Genomic DNA, 17527 nt, shown 5'->3' on the forward strand with positions numbered 1-17527 from the left:
GGCGTCCCCTAGGGGACTCGAACCCCTGTTACCGCCGTGAAAGGGCGGTGTCCTAGGCCACTAGACGAAGGGGACGCAATCCTTCGTACAACCCGCCGCTACCGCCTGGCGCGTTGCTGGAAATTGGTGGAGCTAGACGGGATCGAACCGTCGACCTCTTGCATGCCATGCAAGCGCTCTCCCAGCTGAGCTATAGCCCCACTTTCGTGGTTGCTTCGCTTTCGAGACCAGCTCGTCGTGAAGCGGGGCGAATGTTAAAGGCCCTTTGAGAACTCGTCAACACCTGCCCCGTTTTTTTTCGGTTTTTTTTCGCTGGCAGAACAAACACTTATGCGCAGGGCGGCGGATCGGGCCCGCCGCCCCCTGTCGTTCAGGTACGGCCGGTCAGGTACGGCCAGCCAGGCACGGCCGGTCAGGCGATCGCCGCCAGCAGCTTCTCCCACTCCTTGGTTTCCTTCTTCGACACGCCGCCGAGCAGCTCGACCGCCTGGCGCAGGCGGAAACGCGACAGGTCGGGACCGAGTATCTCCATGGCGTCGAGCACCGACACCGAGCTGGCCTGGCCGGTGATCGCCGGGAAGATCAGCGGCATCACGTCGCGCAGCTTGAAGCCGAGGTGCTCGGCGACCCTCTGGATGATCGCGGTGATGTTGTCCTTGTTCCACTGGCGCAGCGCTTCCAGCTTCCACAGGATCAGCTGCAGCACCTGGCGCACCTGCTCGGGCGACAGTTTCTTGTGCTCGAACAGCTTCGGATCGGGATTGACCCCGCCCATGAAGAAGAAGCCGGCCAGCGGCGCCAGCTGGCTGAAGGTCTCCACCCGGCTTTGCGCGTGCGGGGCGATCCGCATCAGGTACTCGGGGTTGAGCGCCCACTTCTGCACCTCGGCAGCGAACTGCTCGACCGACAGCTCGCGCAGCCACTGGCCGTTCAGCCAGGACAGCTTCTCGATGTCAAAGATCGGCCCGCCGAGGGACACGCGGCTGACGTCGAAGTGCTCGATCATCTCGGCCAGGGAGAACTTCTCGCGCTCGTCCGGCATCGACCAGCCCATGCGGCCCAGGTAGTTGAGCATCGCCTCGGGCAGGAAGCCCATGCGCTGGTAGAAGGTGATCGAGGTCGGGTTCTTGCGCTTGGACAGCTTGGACTTGTCCGGATTGCGCAGCAGCGGCATGTACACCAGCTTGGGCTGCTCCCAGCCGAAGTACTCGTACAGCTTGATCAGCTTGGGCGCCGACGGCAGCCACTCCTCGCCGCGCAGCACGTGGGTGATGCCCATCAGGTAGTCGTCGACCACGTTGGCGAGGAAGTAGGTGGGCAGGCCGTCGGTCTTCATCAGCACCTGCATGTCCATGCGGTCCCAGGGGATCTCCACGTCGCCGCGCAGCAGGTCCGGCACCACGCAGACGCCCTCGCTCGGCACCTTCATGCGGATCACGTTGGGCTCGCCGGCGGCCAGGCGCTGCTGCGCTTCCTCCTTGGAGAGGTGCATGCAGTGGCCGTCGTAGCGCGGGGTTTCCTTGTTGGCCATCTGCTCGGCACGCACGGCATCGAGGCGCTCGGCGCTGCAGAAGCAGTGGAAGGCGTGGCCCTTGTCGACCAGCTCGTCGGCGTACTGCTTGTAGATGTGGCCGCGCTCGCTCTGCCGGTACGGGCCGTGCGGGCCGCCGACATCCGGGCCCTCGTCCCACTCGATGCCCAGCCAGCGCAGGGCGTCGAAGATCTGCTGCTCCGACTCGCGGCTGGAACGCAGCTGGTCGGTGTCCTCGATGCGCAGGATGAACTGGCCGCCGTGCTGACGGGCGAAGCACAGGTTGAACAGGGCGATGTAGGCGGTGCCAACGTGCGGATCGCCGGTGGGCGACGGCGCGATGCGGGTACGGACGGTGGTCATGGGACTCTCGAATGAGCGGTTGAGCAAAGGCGAAATGGTAGCAGCCACGGCGCCCGCCGCTCCAGCCGCACACCACATCGCTCGGTCTGCCGCTGCTCGCCCCACCTTCCGCCAGAAGCGATCGTTATAATCCCCCGTTTCTGCAAGGATGAATCGGAGTCCAACATGCCTATCTTGCGCTGCGGCCAATGCGGTCATACCAGTGAAATCGTGGCCCATACACCTGGCACTCCTGCCCCCTGCCCCAGCTGCAACGCTCAAGGACAGACCTACGACACCACGCTTTTCATTCGCAAGGTACTGCAGCAGTACGGAGCACTCCAGCAGGAGCTCAAACGCCTGCGCACCCTGCTTCCAGAAGTCTCCGGCACGCAAGCGCAACCTCACCAGGGTAAGGACAGCAGCCTCTCGGAGCTCGACCTGCACAACACCTCGGCACTGGCCGACAGTGCCCAGCATGCACCAATCGTCGAGTGGTTCCGGCAGCGGCAGATCCAGGCGCGCCCGACACCCCAGGCGGTGGACACATCGGGCTTCTTCGATGAAATCGCCGTCGAAATCGGTGACAACTATGCGCTGCTCTCCGATGTCGTCAGCAAGATCCGCTGGGGACAGAAAAAGGACGTACCCAACTTCAGCCTGAAACTGGGGGACCTCAGCCAGAAGGATGGTCAGGCGATCAATGCATTCTGCAAGCGCCTGTACGAGCACACCTTCCTCGCCAAGTATTTCTACCAGAAGCAGGAGAAGATCGGCCGCGGCACCATCCAGTCGGCTCCATCGGTACGCAGTTTCTTTGCCGGCGAATGGCTGGAGTGGTACGCGCTGATGAAAACGCTCACCATGCTCCAGGAAAAGAAGCATGCGGCAGCCTGCACCCGCAATCTCAACCTGGTGTTCGATAACGAAGACCTGCATGAGGTAGACGTCTTCATCCTCGTCGACGGCAAGACGCCGATCTGCATCGAATGCAAGAGCGGCGAGTTTCGTCAGGACATCGACAAGTACCTGAAGCTTCGCAAGCGCCTCGGCATCGAACGCAGCCAGTTCATCCTCTTCAGTCCCGACCTGAGCGATGAACAGGCTGCCGGCCTGAGCAGCATGTACGAGCTGACCTTCGCCAACCAGGAACGACTGGTCAGCCATCTGGGCAACATGCTATGAGGGGATGAGGGGCCGAAATCCGCCCCTCATCCATCAGTTTCAGAACGGCTTGATCGCCACCTTGAGCACGCCGTCGCGCTGGTTCGCGAACAGGTCGTAGGCGTCGACGATCTGCTCCAGCTTGTACTCGTGGGTGACCAGCGCGCCGAGGTCTACGCGCCCGGAAGCCACCACGTTGAGCAGGCGGCGCATGCGCTCCTTGCCGCCCGGGCACAGCGAGGTGACGATCCTGTTGTCGCCGAGGCCGGCGTGGAAGGCGCCCAGCGGGATGGTCAGGTCGCTGGAGTAGACGCCGAGGCTGGACAGGGTGCCGCCCGGCTTGAGCACGCGCAGGGCGTTCTCGAAGGTCGACTGCAGGCCGAGCGCCTCGATGGAAGCGTCGACGCCGCGACCGCCGGTCAGCTTGAGGATCTCGTCGACCACGTCCACCTCGCGGAAGTTGAGGGTGACGTCGGCGCCCAGTTGCCTGGCGATCTCCAGGCGCTCGTTCACCCCGTCGACGGCGATGATCATGCTCGCCCCGCGCAGCTTGGCGCCGGCGGTGGCGCACAGGCCGATCGGCCCCTGGGCGAACACCGCGACCACGTCGCCGATCTTGATGTTGGCCGCCTCGGCGCCGGCGAAGCCGGTGGACATGATGTCCGGACACATCAGCACCTGCTCGTCGGTGAGGCCGTCGGGCACCGGCGCCAGGTTGGCCTGGGCGTCCGGCACCAGCACGTACTCGGCCTGGGTGCCGTCGATGGTGTTGCCGAAGCGCCAGCCGCCCATCGGCTTGTAGCCGTGGCAGGAGCAGCCGCCGTCCTGGGACGGGTAGCCGTCCTGGCAGGCGTAGGAGGTGAAGCTCGGGCAGATCGCCCCGGCGATCACCCGCTGGCCCTCCTGATAACCCTGCACGTTGCTGCCGAGCTTCTCGATGATGCCCACCGGCTCGTGGCCGATGGTCAGCCCCTTCTCTACCGGATACTCACCCTTGAGGATGTGCACGTCGGTACCGCAGATGGTGGTGGTGGTGATGCGCACCAGCGCGTCGTTGGGGCCCACCGGCGGGATCGGCTTGTCGACCAGCTCGATGCGTCCGGGCTCGACGAAGACGGCGGCTTTCATCATGGTCATCGCAACACTCCTTGCTGAGAATGGCGCCGGTCAGCCCGGCCAACAGCCTTTGACTCTAGTCGAAGCCGGATGACAAGAGCATGCCCGGGGTCATGGCCGGCTCAGATCAGCCCCGCCAGCGGGATGAAGGTCACCGCCTCGCCTTCGGCCAGGGTGGTGCCCTCGCGCACCTCCACCAGACCGTCGGCCCAGGCGGCGCTGCGCAGCACCCCGGAACTCTGGTTGGGGTAGAGCAGCGCCCTGCCCTGCTCCAGCCGCGCGCGCAGGAACTCGCGGCGCCCGCCCGCCTTCGGCCAGGCGAAGCCGGCCGGCACGGCGAAGCGCAACGGCTCCAGACGCGCCACGCCGAGGCGGCGCAGCAGGTAGGGGCGCACCAGCAGGGCGAAGGTCACCAGGGTCGCCGCCGGGTTGCCGGGCAGGCCGATCAGCGGCGTGCCGCGGTAGCGGCCGCAGGTCAGCGGCTTGCCGGGCTTGAGCGCCAGCTTCCACAGGGTCAGCTCGCCCTCCTCGCGCAGCACCCGGCCGAGACAATCCGCCTCGCCCACCGACACGCCGCCGGTGGAGAGGATCAGGTCGGCGTCGCCCAGCGCGGCCAGTCGCTCGCGGGTGCGTGCCAGGTCGTCGGGCAGGATGCCGGCGTCCTGCACCTCGCAGCCGAGGCGTTCGAGGGCGGCGGCGAGCAGGGCGCGGTTGCTGTTGTAGATCTGCCCGGCGCCCAGCGACCGTCCCGGCTCGATGAGTTCGTCGCCGGTGGACAGCAGCGCCACCCGCGGCCGGCGGCGCACCACCACCTGGGCGGCGCCGATGGAAGCGATCAGTCCCAGCTCCACCGGTCCCAAAAGAGTGCCGGCTTCCAGCAGCGTCTCGCCGGCGCGCACCTCCTGGCCCTGCGGGCGCACGTTGCGCCCTTCGCGCAGCGGCTCGAGGAAGCGCACCCGGCCATCGGCCAGCACCTCGACGTTCTCCTGCATCTCCACGGTGTCGGCGCCTTGCGGCAGCGGCGCGCCGGTGAAGATGCGCGCGCAGCTGCCGGGTGCCAGCGGACCCGGCGCCTGACCGGCGAACACCTGCTGGCTCACCGCCAGCGGTTGGCCGGTCCAGTCGGCCAGGCGCAGGGCGTAGCCGTCCATGGCGCTGTTCGGCCAGGGCGGCAGGTCGATAGCGCTGACCAGCGCCTCGGCCAGCACCCGACCGGCCGCCGCGGCGGCCACGACCACCTCGCTGTCGACGAGCGGCTCGGCCGCGGCCTGGGCCAGCAGGCGCTCCAGCGCCTGCTCCAGCGGCAACAGCGCGCTCATCCGCGGGTCCCGCAGGCCGGCGCCTGCTTGAGGTGGGCGACGAAGTTGCACGGGCGGTGGCGGGCGTCCAGCTGGTTGGCGAGGATGCCGTCCCAGGCGGTGCGGCAGGCGTTGGTCGAACCCGGCAGGCAGCACACCAGGGTGCCGTTGGCGAGGCCGGCCAGCGCGCGCGACTGGATGGTCGAGGTGCCGATGTCGTCGAAGGATATCTGCCGGAACAGCTCGCCGAAGCCGTCCACCTGCTTGTCGAGCAGGCAGGCCACCGCCTCCGGGGTGCTGTCGCGGCCGGTGAAGCCGGTGCCGCCGGTGATCAGCACCACCTGCACCGCGTCCTCGGCGATCCACTGCGCCACCTGGGCGCGGATGCGGTAGAGGTCGTCCCTGAGCAGCACGCGCGCCGCCAGGTGGTGCCCCGCGGCCTGCAGGCGCTCGACCAGCAGGCCGCCGGAGGTGTCGGTGTCCAGGCTGCGGGTGTCGCTGACGGTGAGGACGGCGACGTTGAGGGGGACGAAAACGCTATCGGCGTGCTGGCTCATGGAAGGCTCCGTGCAGGGGGGCGGGATGAAAAACGGCTGACCGGCTTTATAGCACCAACCGGGCCAGGTGCACGCGGTTGCGCGCTGTCCCCTCCCGCCAGCGCAATTCTCATTTTTTTCAAGCTAACCCCTTGTGCTCTCACGGTTTTTCTGTAGAATGCGCCCCACCAAAACGGAGCGTAGCGCAGCTTGGTAGCGCGTCTCGTTCGGGACGAGAAGGTCGCTGGTTCGAATCCAGTCGCTCCGACCAAATTCCCGAAGCAGCGAAGCGATTCGCTGAATCGAACAGGAAGCCCGCCCCTCGCGGGCTTTTATGTTTCTGCTAACCCCTTGTGCTGGCTGAATTTTTCGGTACAATGCGGGCCACCAAAACGGAGCGTAGCGCAGCTTGGTAGCGCGTCTCGTTCGGGACGAGAAGGTCGCTGGTTCGAATCCAGTCGCTCCGACCAAATTCCCGATCAGCATGACTGATCAACACAAGGCCCGCCCAGTGCGGGCCTTGTCGTTTCTGCGTCATGCGAATTTTCCCCTCCTCCCTGCCCACTGGTGCAGCACGTGCTTCAGACACGGGCACCGGCCTGCCCCGTTGCGGGGCAGGATGACGGCGAGGGGGATGCGGGGGAGCGGCGGCGGACGCCGCCGGGGAGATCCGTCCGGCCACGGCCGGACGGCAGGCGGGATTACAGCGGCAGCTCGAAGGCCGGGGCGATGCTCTTCAGCCAGACGTTCAGGCGCTCCTCGGTGAGGCCGCTCTGGTTGTCCAGGTCGAGGGCCAGGCCGACGAACTGGCCGTCACGCACCGCCTCGGAGGCCTCGAACTCGTAGCCCTCGGTCGGCCAGGCACCGACTACCTTGGCGCCGCGCTCGACAACGAAGTCGTAGAGGATGCCCATGGCGTTGAGGAACTCGCCGGGATAGCCGACCTGGTCGCCCAGGCCGAACAGCGCCACGGTCTTGCCGCTGAGGTCGACGCCCTCCAGCTTGGGCAGGAACTCCTCCCAGCTCTCGTTCTCGCAATCGGCCGACAGGCCCGGCAGCTCGCCGTCACCCAGGGTCGGCGTGCCGATGATCAGGTACTGGTACTGGGCCACATCCTCCGCCGAAGCGCGGTTGACGTTCAGCGCATCGGCCATGGTGTCGTCGTCGAAGCGTTTCTTGATCATCTTGGCGACCTTGCGGGTCTTGCCGGTGTTGCTGCCGAAGAACAGTCCAATCCTGGCCATATCTCACCTCTAACTGCGTGCATGGGATCCGTCGTGCGGGGCTGCCGGCCTCGGCTCGAACCAGGCTGGCCCTTGAGCAACTGCAGGAAGCAGGCCAGCCCAGCGCCTTGGTAGACAACCGCTAACTCATTGATCTAAAAGAACTTTCAATCTGCACCCGGGACGCTTGTCGCAAAGCCGACAGGCGGCCGACGCACAGCCGGGCGACCCTGTCGGCTTTGCCACAGTCACAGGTCGAGGGCCGCCCGCGACGGCGCCGCCTGCGCTTCGGCGCCCGCCGCGTCGCCGCGAGCCACCTGCGCCTCACCCTCTTCGGCGAGGGTCTGGCGCACCGCGAGACGCTCACCCTCCCCGTCCGCCACCAGATCGAGGGTGCAGGCGCGCAGGCGCGGCAGCGACGGCATGTCGAACATGGTCTGCTGCAGGGCGGCCTCGAGTACCGCGCGCAGGCCGCGGGCGCCGGTCCTGCGGATCAGCGCCTGGTCGGCGATGTGGCCGAGCGCCGCGTCGCTGATCTCCAGCTTCACCCCCTGGTAGGCGAACAGCTGCCGGTACTGCTTGACCAGCGCGTTGCGCGGCTCGCTGAGGATGCGCAGCAGGGTGGCGTGGTCGAGCTCCTGGAGAAAGGTGATGATCGGGAAGCGGCCGATGAACTCGGGGATCAGGCCGAACTCGTGCAGGTCGTCCGGCAGCAGCGCGGCGAGCAGCTGGTTGATGCTGGCCTTTTCCTGGCGCGGCGGCTGGGCGTGGAAGCCGATGCCGCCACTTTTGGGCTGCAGGCGGCCACGCACCAGCTCCTCGAGGCCGGGAAAGGCGCCGCCGGCGATGAACAGGATGTTGCGGGTGTCGACCACCTGCTCCTCGCCGTGCTCGCTGCGCCGTCCCGACTTGGCGATGCGCACCTCGGTGCCCTCGACCATCTTCAGCAGCGCCTGCTGCACGCCCTCGCCGGAGATGTCGCGCACCGCGGTGCCACCGCCGCTGCGCCTGGCCAGCTTGTCCACCTCGTCGATGTAGACGATGCCCCACTGCGCCTGCTGCACGTCGCCGCCGGCCGCCTCGAGCAGGCGGGCGATGATGCTGTCGACGTCGTCGCCGACGTAGCCAGCCTGGGTCAGGGTGGTGGCGTCGGCCGAGGCAAAGGGCACGCCGAGGATGCGCGCCAGGGTGCGCACCAGCAGGGTCTTGCCGGTGCCGGACGGCCCTGCCATGAGGATGTTGGACTTCTCCAGCTCGACCTGCTCGCCGAGCTGGCAGAACGGCTCACGGTCGCAGTTGAGCAGGCGCAGGTAGTGGTTGTAGACCGCCACCGCCAGGGTTTCCTTGGCCGCCTCCTGGCCGATCACCGACTCGTCGAGGTGGCGCTTGTACTCGGCCGGGGTGCGCAGCTGCGGAGCCAGCTGCTGCAGCTTGCGGCGCTGGCCCCAGCTGCTCACCACCTGATGGGCGAGGTTGACGCAGGCCTCGCAGATGCAGCCCTCGTTGCCGGCGATCAGGGGCAGCGTCGGGCTCTTGGCCGCGCCGCAGAAGGAACAGCAGGGAGTCTCGGTATCAGCCATGGGCGTTCTCCACGCAGGCGTTGGAATGCAGCAGGCGCTCCAGCCACTGGCGCTGGAAGGCCTTGCGCTGGCGTTTCTCGAGCCGCTCGCGCAGACGCGGCAGGGCGTCCTCGAGGGCGATGCGCCGCGCCGGGACGATGGCGTCGCAGCGCAGCAGGTGGAAGCCCAGCGGCGACTCCACCACGCCGCTCAGCTCGCCTTCGCCGAGGGCGTACAGGCAGGACTCCAGCTCGGCGTACAGGGTGCCGGGGACGACCTGGCCGAGCTGGCCGCCGTTCAGCGCAGTGGGGCACTCGGAGTGCTTGAGCGCCTGTTCGGCGAAGCGCTCGGGCTTGCTGCGCAGGCGCTTGCCGATCGCCTCGAGGCGCGCACGCGCGGCGTCGCGGGTGTTCTCCGCGAAGTCCGGGTTGATGGTGATCAGGATGTGCCGCGCCGCGCGCGCCTCGGGGCGGGCGAACTGCTCGGGATGGTTGAAGTAGTAGAGGGAGAGCTCGGTGTCGCCGAGCGGCGCCAGGCCGGCGCAGACCCGCTCGAGGATCGCCTCGACCTTCAGCTCGCGGGCCAGCATCAGGCGCAGCAGCGCCTTGTCGAGATCGTTGGCGGCCAGCGCCTGATCCAGCGCCGCCGCGTCCGCGTAGCGCTCGGCGATGCGCGCCAGCGCCTGCTCGACCTGGCCGTCGGGAATCACCACGCCCCGCGCCTCGGGGCTGGCCAGCACCGCCGCCTCGATGCGCAGCTGGCGGCCGACGATGCGCTCGGCCTGCTGGCGCTGCTCGGCGCCGAGGCGGGCCGGTTCGCAGCCGAACTGCTCGTGGGCCACGCGCAGCAGGTAGTAGCGGCTGTCGCCCTGGATCGGGTTCGGTTCATTGCTCATCGACCACCTCCGGCTGTGGCTCGGCCAGGCAGAGGCTCTGCTCGGGTATCTGCAGCACCCGGCCGTTGCCGAAGTGCACGTGGTACTGCACGCCCTCCGGCAGGTCGCGCAGCACCTTCATCACGCTGCCGACCTGGCCCTTGGCCACCACCACCTCGCCGCGCACGGCGAAGCTGCGGGTGGCCATCACGTTGTCGCGGAACTCGAACCGGCTGGGCACCCAGGGGTCGCCGGCGGGGATCAGCTCCTCCTCGCGGCAGCCGACCGTGCGCCCCGAGTCGAGGAAGTGCACGCGGTAGATCAGTTGGTCCTGCAGGTAGGTGCCGACGTCGTACACGCAGCCCACCGAGCCGCGGCGGATCAGCAGGCTGCCGGTGTCCATGCCCGGATAGGTGCCGTCGTTGCGTACGTTGCGCACCACCCGCACCTCGTCGCCATACTCGAATTGCGGCAGGCTCATGGCGGCTCTCCTCGGCTTCAGCCCAGCAACTGGTCGACGGAGACGAAGGTGGTCTGCGGCTCGTGCATGCGGAACACCTTGAACACCTTCTCGGTCAGCGCGTCGGAGGCGACGAAGTCCTGGTAGGCGCGCGTCAGCAGCTGGCGGTAGACCGCGGCGCGCACCTCGTCGGCATGGGATTCGAGATCGCCGGCCTGGCTCAGGTAGTTGTGGTAGCGCTGCATGATGTGCAGGCGGTTGATGTGCACCACGCTCTGCTCGAAGGGCACGCCGAAGAAGTCGAGGAAGTCCTCGGCCGAGACCAGCTCCTCCATGGCCTCGTCCAGAGGCAGGTCGGAATCCGGGGAATAGCGCTGTACGGTCATGGTCGTGTCTCCGCGGTGGCCGCAGTGGGGAAAGGGTCAGCAACGCGACCGCGCACCGCCGGCGCAGTCGCTGTCGCAGATGGCGTTGTCGGGGGCGCAGGCCTGGTAGAACTGCTGCTGGCGGCCGGCGGCGACCAGGCCGGCCTGCTCCACCTGCTGCTCCAGGCTGTCGATGCGCTCGAGCAGGCAGGCGATGGCCTTGCCGACCGGGTCGGGAATCAGATGGTGGTCGAGGTCGATGCCGTAGGGGTTGGGCCGTCCGGCCTCGCGCAGGCGCACCACCTTGCCGGGGATGCCGACCACCGTGCAGCCGTGCGGCACGTCCTGCACCACCACCGAGTTGGCGCCGACCCGCGCGCCGGCGCCGATGCTGATCGGCCCGAGGATCTTCGCCCCGGCGCCGACCAGCACGCCGTCGCCCAGGGTCGGATGGCGCTTGCCCTTGCGCCAGCTGGTGCCGCCGAGGGTGACGCCGTGGTAGAGGGTCACGTCCTGGCCGATCTCGGCGGTCTCGCCGATCACCACGCCGGCGCCGTGATCGATGAAGAAGCGCGGGCCGATCACCGCGCCGGGATGGATGTCGACGTTGCTCACCAGCCGCGCCACGAACGCCAGCAGCCGCGCCGGATAGCGCCAGCCGGAGCGCCACAGGCGATGGGCCAGGCGGTAGATGAGGATGGCGTGCACCCCGGGATAGGTGGTGAGCACCTCGAAGGTGGTGCGCGCCGCCGGATCGCGCTGGAACACGCAGCGCACGTCGTCGCGCCATTCGGCGAGCAGGCTCATGCCCGGCCCCCTGCGGCGCATACCGCGACCGCCTCGCCGAGCTGGCAGTGGAACTCCAGCAGCTCGGCGGCCTGCGGCTCGCGCTTGCTGCGGGTGGAGAAGGCGCGGATGCGGCCGAGCAGCAGCTGGCACTGCACCTCGTCCAGCTCGATGCCCAGCTCGCGGTAGCGGCTGCGCACCAGGTGCGCCCCGGAATGCTTGCCCAGCACCAGGCTGTGGCTGCGGCCCAGCTCGTCGGGATTGAGCCCCTCGTAGGTGCGCCGGTGCTTGAGCAGGCCGTCGACGTGGATGCCCGCCTCGTGGGTGAACACCCCGGCGCCGACCACGCTCTTCTGCCAGGCCACCTGGCGCCCGGAGGCCTGCTCGACCAGCGCCGAGATCGCCGGGATGCCGCGGGTGTCGATGCCGCAGTCGATGTCGTAGAGATGCTTGAGGGCCAGCGCGCACTCCTCCAGCGCGGCGTTGCCGGCGCGCTCGCCGAGGCCGTTGACCGTGGTGTTGAGGTGGCTGGCGCCGCCCATCACCGCCGCCACCGTGTTGGCGGTGGCCAGGCCGAAGTCGTCGTGGGCGTGTACCTCCAGCTCGAGGTCGAGGCGCGCACGCAGGAAGCGGAAGCGCTCGAGCATGCCGAACGGCTCCATCACCCCCACGGTGTCGGCGAAGCGCAGGCGCCGCGCGCCGGCGGCCTGGGCGACGTGGGCGACGCGCACCACGAAGTCCATGTCGGCGCGCGAGGCGTCCTCGCAGCCCAGGCACACCTCCAGCCCGGCCAGGCGCGCCGCGCCGACCAGCCGCGCCACCTCGGCCAGCGCCCAGGCGCGGTCGCGGCCGAGCTTGTGGCGCAGCATCAGGTCGGAGACCGGCAGCGACAGGTCGACCATGCCCACCCCGCTGTCACGCGCGGCGGCCAGATCGGTGTCGCACAGCCGGCACCAGGCCAACAGGCGTGAAGGCAAGCCGAGGGCGGCGATGGCGCGCATCACCTCGCGCTCCTCCTCGCCCATGCTGGGGATGCCGATCTCCAGCTCGGGCACGCCCAGATCGGCCAGCGCCCGGGCGATGGCCAGCTTCTCCTCGGGGGTGAAGGCCACGCCGGCGCTCTGCTCGCCGTCACGCAGGGTGGTGTCGTCGATGATCACGCTGGCCATGACTGCTCTCCTGTGCGGATGGGCCTGCTCGCGAGGGTGCCGCTCAGGCGTAGACCGGAGCGAACGCCTGGTCGGCCTCGACCGGGCCGTTGCCGCTCCAGTAGGGCGACAGCTTGCGCAGCTGGGCGACGATCGGCGGCACCGCGGCGATCACCCGGTCGATCTCCGCCTCGGTGGTGTAGCGCGACAGCGAGAAGCGCACCGTGCCGTGGGCGGCGGTGTAGGGAATGTCCATGGCGCGCATCACGTGGGAGGGCTCCAGCGAGCCCGAGGTGCACGCCGAGCCGCTGGAGGCGGCGATGCCGACCTTGTTGAGCAGCAGCAGGATCGCCTCGCCCTCGATGTACTCGAAGGCGATGTTGGCGGTGTTGGGCAGGCGGTTGCCCGGATCACCGGTGACGAAGGCGTAGGGCACCTGGGCGAGGATGCCGGCCTCCAGCTTGTCGCGCAGGCGCGCCACCTCGCTGTTCTCGTGTTCCATGAACTGCAGCGCACGCTCGGCGGCGACGCCCAGGCCGACGATCGAGGCGGCGTTCTCGGTGCCGGCGCGGCGGCCGCGCTCCTGGTGGCCGCCGCGCAGCAGCGGGCGGAAGCGGGTGCCGCGGCGCAGGTAGAGCACGCCGATGCCCTTGGGCGCATGCAGCTTGTGGCCGGACAGCGAGAGCATGTGGATGGCGCTGTCCTGCAGATTCATCGGCACCTTGCCGACCGCCTGCACCGCGTCGGTGTGGAACATGATGCCGGCGTCGTCGGCCATCTGCGCCATCTCCAGCACCGGGAACAGGGTACCGGTCTCGTTGTTGGCCCACATCACCGAAACGATGGCCACGTCGTCGGAGAGCAGGCTGGCGTACTCGGCCAGATCCAGGCGGCCGCGCTTGTCCACCTTGAGCTTGTGCACCGTATAGCCTTCGCCGGCCAGGTGGTCGCACAGGCTGAGGATCGCCGGGTGCTCGACCACCGTGGTGATGATCGTCCTGCGCTCGGGCTGGGCCTTGAGCGCCGAGAGGATCGCGCTGGAGTCGGCCTCGGTGCCGCAGGAGGTGAAGACGATCTCCGAGTCGTGCTCGGCGCCGAGCAGCTTCTGCACGCTCTGCCGCGCCTGCTTCAGCGCCAGGCCGACGCGATTGCCGAAGCCGTGCAGCGACGAGGGATTGCCGAACTGCTCGGTGAAGAACGGCAGCATGGCCTGGACCACCTCGTCGTCGACACGGGTGGTGGCGTTGTTGTCGAGATAGACGTCGGCCATGTCACACCTCCAGTTGCGCGTGGGCGGCAGCCTGGGCGCTGACCGGGATCACCTTGACGAACTCGCCGAGCTCCTCGATCAGCCGCTGCTGGATGCCGGACAGGGTCATGCTGGCCATCTGGCAGCCGGTGCAGGCGCCGGTCAGCTTGACGTAGACGTTCCGGCCGTCGACCTCGAGCAGCTCGACGTCGCCGTGGTCGCGCTGCAGGGTCGGGCGGATCGACTCGAGGACCGTCTCGATGCGGCGGATGCGCTGCAGGTTGGTCATCTTCGGCGCTGCGGGGGCGGCCTCGGCAGGGGCCGCCTGCGCCGGCGCGGGGGCCGGGGCGTTGAGGTTGACCAAGCCGGACTTCGACTTGCTCTTGGCCTTGGTCGGCGCGGCGACGAAAACCTCGCCGCGGGCGGCCAGTTCCTCGCTGAGCAGGCGCTCGATACCCTCGTGGCAGGCCGAGCAGCCGCCGCCGGCCTTGGTGTAGTTGGTGACGTCCTCGACGCTGGACAGCTGGTTGGCACGAATGGTTTCGCGGACCATCACCTCGTCGACGGCGAAGCACTTGCAGACCAGCGCGCCTTCCTCGTGGTCGTCCTCCAGCTCCTCGCCGCGGTAGTTGGCCACCGCGGCCTGCAGGGCCTCGCGGCCCATCACCGAGCAGTGCATCTTCTCCGGCGGCAGGCCGTCGAGGAAGTCGGCGATGTCCTGGTTGCTGATCTTCAGCGCCTGGTCGACGGTGAGGCCCTTGATCATCTCGGTGAGAGCCGAGCTTGATGCGATCGCCGAGCCGCAGCCGAAGGTCTGGAAGCCGGCGTCGAGGATGACGTCGGTGGCCGGGTCGACCTTGAGGGTCAGGCGCAGCGCGTCGCCGCAGCTCAGCGAACCGACGTCGCCGATGGCGTTGGCCTCGGCCACCGCACCGGCGTTCTTCGGGTTGTAGAAGTGTTCTTTGACCTTTTCCGAGTAATCCCACATGACGGCTGATCTCCGGTGATTCCTGGATCGCCGGTCGTCGCCGGCGACTTCGATGTCTTAGCAGGCGAAGGACTTGCCGCAACTGCAGCTGCTGCTGGCGTTCGGATTGACGAAGGTGAAGCCGCTGCCTTCCATGCTCTCGACGAAGTCCATGGTCACGCCCTCGAGCAGCGGGGCGCTGGTCTCGTCGACCAGCAGGGTGATGCCGCCGCAGTCGACGGCCTGGTCGCCCTGGCTGCCCTCCTCCTCCAGCTTGAGGCTGTACTTGAGTCCGGAGCAGCCGCCACCCTCGACGCGAATGCGCAGGCCGGCAATCGGCTTGGCGCTGCTGCTGATGAAACGGTTGACGGCGGTCTTGGCGCTGTCGGTCATGATGATCATCGGCTTGTCTCCTCAGCTGTGCGGTGGCCTGGCCAACCGTTGCCAGGGAAGTTGCAAGCCATATGCCAGTGCCCTTCTGAATACAAATTCCATTTAAAATCAGAGAGTTGAGACTTTTTGTGGGGTTCCCGCGCTGTCGCGAACAAGACCGACGAGCGCCGTTGTCGGGTTTGCGACAGGACCTGCCGGCCCCGCCGGTGTCGCAACCGCGGCGGCCGTCACCGGCGCCACGCCACCCCGGACGAGCAGCACCCTCAGCTCCATGCGCCCTCTGCGGCCTCACCCGGCAACAGCAGGCACGCGGGCGTCCCCGCCGCACCTACGCGCCGGGGCGTGGCGGTTATCGGCATTGCCAACCAGGTGGCCTGCTACTACACCCACGACTTCCGCGTCGAGGAGCTGCGCACGGACGACGACGAGGAGTTCTACGTCTGCACGCTGTACGGCGAATCGCTGGCGGCCTGGCTGCTGCGCGACGGCCGCTGGCTGATCCACCGCATCGTGCGCAATGACGAGCACTGCGAAGGGCAGGCCTTCTACAGCTTCAGCCCGGCCATGCCGCGCTGAAGCTGTGTGCAATGCTGCAAACTCCGTCTGTGCGATTGGCGCCAACGCGACAATGCGCGTTATTCAACTCATTGATATCCAATGTCTTTTTCTTGGCATCCGGGTTGCACCCAGGAGACTCGGCAAGGTCCGCGGCGGCCGGCACGGGCATCCCATGGCCCACCGCCGCGGCCCTGGCCATCCCTTCCACCGTGACAGAGAGAGCCGTATGTCCATCAAGGAAATCAAAGCCTTCTCGGAGCAGGCCAAGGCCGACCCGGGCCTGGGCGAGAAGCTGAAAACCTGCGAAAAAGTGCGCGAGATGATCGGCCTGGCCAAGGAGGCCGGCTTCACCATTGTCGAGGATGCCCTTTACCCGCCGAACGAGCCGCAGTTCACCGAGGACCAGCTGTCGGCCAAGCTGGTCAAGGCGCTGCTGCGCGCCTGAGGCGCCAGACGGCCCGGCGGGGAGCAGGCAGCGCCTCGCCGGGCCGGGACTCAGCCGAGCAGCACCTCGTAGACCCGACGCAGCAGCTCACGGTCGAGCCAGGGCATGCCGATGCTCTGCGGCAGCTCGATCCAGCGGGTGCCGGACGGCGGCGGGCACAGCTCATGGCCCGGCAGCGCGGCCAGGTAGACCGGCAGCAGCAGTCCGGGCACCTCCAGATGCAGATGGAATTCGCCGACCAGCTCCAGCGCCGGCTGGATGCCGAGGAGCTCCTGCAGCTGGCGCAGGGCGCTGGCCGGGTGGCTCTGCACCGGCGCCTCGGCGCCCGGCGCGGCGAACACGGCCAGGCGCGGCAGCGGCTGCGGCAGCACCACCCCGCCCTGCTCGGGGATCAGGAAGCGCAGGCGCGCGCTGACCGGATGCTTGTGGCAGACCAGCATGCGCCAGGCCAGTGCGGCTGCGTCGCTCATGGCTGCAACTCCAGCAGGGCGTATTCCACCGGGCCGGCGAACAGCCGGGTGCCGCCGCCCTCGGCCGCCACCCGCCAGGCCGCATGGGCATCCTGCACCCGCACGCCGGCCAGGTAGTCGACGCCGAACTGCCGCCAACCTTCCAGCCACGGCAGGCTCGGCCCCATCAGCACCACCCGCGCCTGGCGCGACAGTTCGAGCAGGCGCGGCAGGGTCTTGTTGGCCAGGCTGCTGGCGGTGACGAACACCCAGTCGGCCTGCGGCAGGACGAACTCGGCGGCGCTGTCCGGCAGGTCGCCGTCCAGGGGCTGGCGCTCCAGGCACTGGTAGTCGAGGTCGTGCCACAGCCGCTCCAGCCCCGGATAGCGGCCGATCACCGCCACCCGCTGCCCCTCCAGCTGCGCGCGGAAGTGCTCGAACACCCGCAGGTGACCGGGCGCCTCGCCGCGCAGCGGCATGGCCTCGGCCAGGCAGGGCGAACGCGCGTTGATTCCGGCATTGAGCACGGCCAGCCCCACCGCCGCCTCGGCGGCATCCCAGGAGCGCAGCCAGGGCCGCAGCTCGGCGGCCGGGCGACCGGCCAGGGTGCCGGCCCAGCCGAGGGTGCGCGGCACCTGCCGCGGGCTGAAGGCGAAGCCGCAACCGCCGGCGCTCTCGGCCAGGGTCCAGTTCAGGCCGAGCAGCACGCCCTGTACCGGCTCGTGACTGCTGGCGCTGGCCAGCAGCCAGTCGTAGACGGCGCTCATGAGCCGAGCGCCGGCAGCAGGCGCAGCTCGCTCTTCAGCGCGCCGACGCGGCCCCAGGCGGTGACCGCCTCGATGACCCACTGCGGCCGGCGCGGATGGGCCAGCATCACGTCGAACTCGGCGAAGGCCTGGCCGTCGGCGTGCACCAGCAGGCTGCCCAGCAGCGCGCCGCCCGCATCGCGCCACTCGGCGTACAGCGCCTGGCTGTGGTCGTAGGGATCCTCGCGCAGCTCGCCGCGCGCCGGCGGCGTGCCGGCCACCGCCAGCGGCGCATCGACGCCGGCGCGCGCCAGGCAG

General features: G+C 68.6%; 20 protein-coding genes and 4 tRNA genes. 5 read left to right on the plus strand and 19 right to left on the minus strand.

Features of this window, described 5'->3' with window-relative positions:
- Positions 1 to 2: 2 nt before the first annotated feature.
- The 3 genes from E5198_RS16700 to gltX all read right to left on the minus strand — a co-directional run bounded on the left by E5198_RS16700 (position 3) and on the right by gltX (position 1894).
- Positions 3 to 75, minus strand: a tRNA-Glu gene (locus E5198_RS16700).
- Between the two features lie 49 nt (positions 76 to 124).
- Positions 125 to 200 (minus strand) — tRNA-Ala (locus tag E5198_RS16705).
- A 212-nt stretch (positions 201 to 412) separates the two neighbouring features.
- A complete protein-coding gene (gltX, locus tag E5198_RS16710; protein WP_136491099.1) occupies positions 413 to 1894 on the minus strand; it encodes a glutamate--tRNA ligase in 1482 nt (493 codons plus the stop codon).
- 165 nt (positions 1895 to 2059) lie between these two features.
- Here gltX and E5198_RS16715 point away from each other — a divergent pair, with 165 nt between their 5' ends.
- Complete coding sequence (locus E5198_RS16715) at positions 2060 to 3058, plus strand: hypothetical protein (RefSeq protein ID WP_136491100.1); 999 nt, start codon at positions 2060 to 2062, stop codon at positions 3056 to 3058.
- A gap of 39 nt (positions 3059 to 3097) precedes the next feature.
- On the opposite strand, the gene E5198_RS16720 is transcribed toward E5198_RS16715, so the two are convergent.
- The 3 genes from E5198_RS16720 to moaB form a co-directional block, all read right to left on the minus strand.
- On the minus strand, positions 3098 to 4174 hold the full coding sequence (locus tag E5198_RS16720) for an NAD(P)-dependent alcohol dehydrogenase (RefSeq protein ID WP_136491101.1): 1077 nt from the start codon (positions 4172 to 4174) through the stop codon (positions 3098 to 3100).
- 101 nt (positions 4175 to 4275) lie between these two features.
- Positions 4276 to 5472, minus strand: coding sequence for a gephyrin-like molybdotransferase Glp (gene glp, locus E5198_RS16725; protein ID WP_136491102.1), 1197 nt, complete (start codon positions 5470 to 5472; stop codon positions 4276 to 4278).
- Entirely contained in the window at positions 5469 to 6008 is a 540-nt protein-coding gene (gene moaB, locus E5198_RS16730) for a molybdenum cofactor biosynthesis protein B (protein WP_136491103.1), read from the minus strand. The genes glp and moaB overlap by 4 nt, the downstream gene beginning before the upstream one ends.
- Positions 6009 to 6181: 173 nt before the next feature.
- On the opposite strand from moaB, the gene E5198_RS16735 reads away from it, so the two are divergent.
- Both E5198_RS16735 and E5198_RS16740 read left to right on the plus strand, forming a co-directional pair.
- Positions 6182 to 6258: transfer RNA gene (locus E5198_RS16735), tRNA-Pro, on the plus strand.
- 122 nt (positions 6259 to 6380) lie between these two features.
- Positions 6381 to 6457 (plus strand) — tRNA-Pro (locus E5198_RS16740).
- Between the two features lie 231 nt (positions 6458 to 6688).
- Here E5198_RS16740 and E5198_RS16745 read toward each other — a convergent pair.
- From E5198_RS16745 to E5198_RS16790, 10 genes are all read right to left on the minus strand, one after another.
- Positions 6689 to 7231: a flavodoxin gene (locus E5198_RS16745; protein WP_136491104.1), complete on the minus strand. Its 543-nt coding sequence runs from the start codon at positions 7229 to 7231 to the stop codon at positions 6689 to 6691.
- Positions 7232 to 7458: 227 nt separating this feature from the next.
- The gene (gene clpX / locus E5198_RS16750; RefSeq protein WP_136491105.1) at positions 7459 to 8790 is read right to left on the minus strand and encodes an ATP-dependent Clp protease ATP-binding subunit ClpX; all 1332 of its coding nucleotides are present in this window, start codon (positions 8788 to 8790) and stop codon (positions 7459 to 7461) included.
- Positions 8783 to 9664 carry a nitrogen fixation protein NifM gene (gene nifM / locus E5198_RS16755; protein ID WP_136491106.1) on the minus strand — a complete coding sequence of 294 codons (882 nt, stop codon included), beginning with the start codon at positions 9662 to 9664 and terminating at the stop codon, positions 8783 to 8785. Before nifM ends, clpX begins: the two co-directional genes overlap by 8 nt.
- Complete coding sequence (locus E5198_RS16760) at positions 9654 to 10124, minus strand: nitrogen fixation protein NifZ (protein ID WP_136491107.1); 471 nt, start codon at positions 10122 to 10124, stop codon at positions 9654 to 9656. The genes nifM and E5198_RS16760 overlap by 11 nt, the downstream gene beginning before the upstream one ends.
- Positions 10125 to 10141: 17 nt before the next feature.
- A complete protein-coding gene (gene nifW / locus E5198_RS16765) occupies positions 10142 to 10489 on the minus strand; it encodes a nitrogenase-stabilizing/protective protein NifW (RefSeq protein ID WP_136491108.1) in 348 nt (115 codons plus the stop codon).
- Positions 10490 to 10525: 36 nt separating this feature from the next.
- The gene (gene cysE / locus E5198_RS16770) at positions 10526 to 11275 is read right to left on the minus strand and encodes a serine O-acetyltransferase (RefSeq protein ID WP_136491109.1); all 750 of its coding nucleotides are present in this window, start codon (positions 11273 to 11275) and stop codon (positions 10526 to 10528) included.
- Positions 11272 to 12423 (minus strand): homocitrate synthase, encoded by a 1152-nt coding sequence (gene nifV, locus E5198_RS16775; protein ID WP_136491110.1) that lies wholly within the window; start codon positions 12421 to 12423, stop codon positions 11272 to 11274. The genes cysE and nifV overlap by 4 nt, the downstream gene beginning before the upstream one ends.
- Before the next feature lie 43 nt (positions 12424 to 12466).
- Complete coding sequence (gene nifS / locus E5198_RS16780) at positions 12467 to 13672, minus strand: cysteine desulfurase NifS (protein WP_136491111.1); 1206 nt, start codon at positions 13670 to 13672, stop codon at positions 12467 to 12469.
- A 1-nt stretch (position 13673) separates the two neighbouring features.
- A complete protein-coding gene (gene nifU / locus E5198_RS16785) occupies positions 13674 to 14639 on the minus strand; it encodes a Fe-S cluster assembly protein NifU (RefSeq protein ID WP_136491112.1) in 966 nt (321 codons plus the stop codon).
- A 57-nt stretch (positions 14640 to 14696) separates the two neighbouring features.
- Positions 14697 to 15020 (minus strand): iron-sulfur cluster assembly accessory protein, encoded by a 324-nt coding sequence (locus E5198_RS16790; RefSeq protein WP_136491113.1) that lies wholly within the window; start codon positions 15018 to 15020, stop codon positions 14697 to 14699.
- Positions 15021 to 15353: 333 nt separating this feature from the next.
- On the opposite strand from E5198_RS16790, the gene E5198_RS16795 reads away from it, so the two are divergent.
- Positions 15354 to 15587: a hypothetical protein gene (locus E5198_RS16795; protein ID WP_136491114.1), complete on the plus strand. Its 234-nt coding sequence runs from the start codon at positions 15354 to 15356 to the stop codon at positions 15585 to 15587.
- A gap of 208 nt (positions 15588 to 15795) precedes the next feature.
- Positions 15796 to 16014, plus strand: coding sequence for a Nif11-like leader peptide family natural product precursor (locus E5198_RS16800; protein ID WP_136491115.1), 219 nt, complete (start codon positions 15796 to 15798; stop codon positions 16012 to 16014).
- A 50-nt stretch (positions 16015 to 16064) separates the two neighbouring features.
- On the opposite strand, the gene E5198_RS16805 is transcribed toward E5198_RS16800, so the two are convergent.
- From E5198_RS16805 to E5198_RS16815, 3 genes are all read right to left on the minus strand, one after another.
- Positions 16065 to 16484, minus strand: coding sequence for a hypothetical protein (locus tag E5198_RS16805; RefSeq protein WP_256659177.1), 420 nt, complete (start codon positions 16482 to 16484; stop codon positions 16065 to 16067).
- Positions 16481 to 17230 carry a DUF364 domain-containing protein gene (locus tag E5198_RS16810; protein WP_136491116.1) on the minus strand — a complete coding sequence of 250 codons (750 nt, stop codon included), beginning with the start codon at positions 17228 to 17230 and terminating at the stop codon, positions 16481 to 16483. The genes E5198_RS16805 and E5198_RS16810 overlap by 4 nt, the downstream gene beginning before the upstream one ends.
- On the minus strand, positions 17227 to 17527 hold a 301-nt coding region (locus tag E5198_RS16815), incomplete at its 5' end, for a hypothetical protein (RefSeq protein WP_136491117.1). The genes E5198_RS16810 and E5198_RS16815, both read right to left, overlap by 4 nt.

Origin of the sequence: Pseudomonas sp. A-1 (assembly GCF_004801855.1) — a bacterium.
Lineage (GTDB): Bacteria > Pseudomonadota > Gammaproteobacteria > Pseudomonadales > Pseudomonadaceae > Geopseudomonas.

What these genes read in the sequence shown, in the direction of transcription:
- glp (WP_136491102.1), bottom strand. Translation starts at nt 5,472, where the DNA reads ATGAGCGCGCTGTTGCCGCTGGAGCAGGCGCTGGAGCGCCTGCTGGCC.
- gltX (WP_136491099.1), bottom strand. Translation starts at nt 1,894, where the DNA reads ATGACCACCGTCCGTACCCGCATCGCGCCGTCGCCCACCGGCGATCCG.
- E5198_RS16810 (WP_136491116.1), bottom strand. Translation starts at nt 17,230, where the DNA reads ATGAGCGCCGTCTACGACTGGCTGCTGGCCAGCGCCAGCAGTCACGAG.
- cysE (WP_136491109.1), bottom strand. Translation starts at nt 11,275, where the DNA reads ATGAGCCTGCTCGCCGAATGGCGCGACGACGTGCGCTGCGTGTTCCAG.
- nifW (WP_136491108.1), bottom strand. Translation starts at nt 10,489, where the DNA reads ATGACCGTACAGCGCTATTCCCCGGATTCCGACCTGCCTCTGGACGAG.
- E5198_RS16745 (WP_136491104.1), bottom strand. Translation starts at nt 7,231, where the DNA reads ATGGCCAGGATTGGACTGTTCTTCGGCAGCAACACCGGCAAGACCCGC.
- E5198_RS16720 (WP_136491101.1), bottom strand. Translation starts at nt 4,174, where the DNA reads ATGACCATGATGAAAGCCGCCGTCTTCGTCGAGCCCGGACGCATCGAG.
- E5198_RS16800 (WP_136491115.1), top strand. Translation starts at nt 15,796, where the DNA reads ATGTCCATCAAGGAAATCAAAGCCTTCTCGGAGCAGGCCAAGGCCGAC.
- E5198_RS16760 (WP_136491107.1), bottom strand. Translation starts at nt 10,124, where the DNA reads ATGAGCCTGCCGCAATTCGAGTATGGCGACGAGGTGCGGGTGGTGCGC.
- E5198_RS16790 (WP_136491113.1), bottom strand. Translation starts at nt 15,020, where the DNA reads ATGATCATCATGACCGACAGCGCCAAGACCGCCGTCAACCGTTTCATC.
- nifU (WP_136491112.1), bottom strand. Translation starts at nt 14,639, where the DNA reads ATGTGGGATTACTCGGAAAAGGTCAAAGAACACTTCTACAACCCGAAG.
- clpX (WP_136491105.1), bottom strand. Translation starts at nt 8,790, where the DNA reads ATGGCTGATACCGAGACTCCCTGCTGTTCCTTCTGCGGCGCGGCCAAG.
- nifV (WP_136491110.1), bottom strand. Translation starts at nt 12,423, where the DNA reads ATGGCCAGCGTGATCATCGACGACACCACCCTGCGTGACGGCGAGCAG.
- nifM (WP_136491106.1), bottom strand. Translation starts at nt 9,664, where the DNA reads ATGAGCAATGAACCGAACCCGATCCAGGGCGACAGCCGCTACTACCTG.
- E5198_RS16715 (WP_136491100.1), top strand. Translation starts at nt 2,060, where the DNA reads ATGCCTATCTTGCGCTGCGGCCAATGCGGTCATACCAGTGAAATCGTG.
- nifS (WP_136491111.1), bottom strand. Translation starts at nt 13,672, where the DNA reads ATGGCCGACGTCTATCTCGACAACAACGCCACCACCCGTGTCGACGAC.
- E5198_RS16805 (WP_256659177.1), bottom strand. Translation starts at nt 16,484, where the DNA reads ATGAGCGACGCAGCCGCACTGGCCTGGCGCATGCTGGTCTGCCACAAG.
- moaB (WP_136491103.1), bottom strand. Translation starts at nt 6,008, where the DNA reads ATGAGCCAGCACGCCGATAGCGTTTTCGTCCCCCTCAACGTCGCCGTC.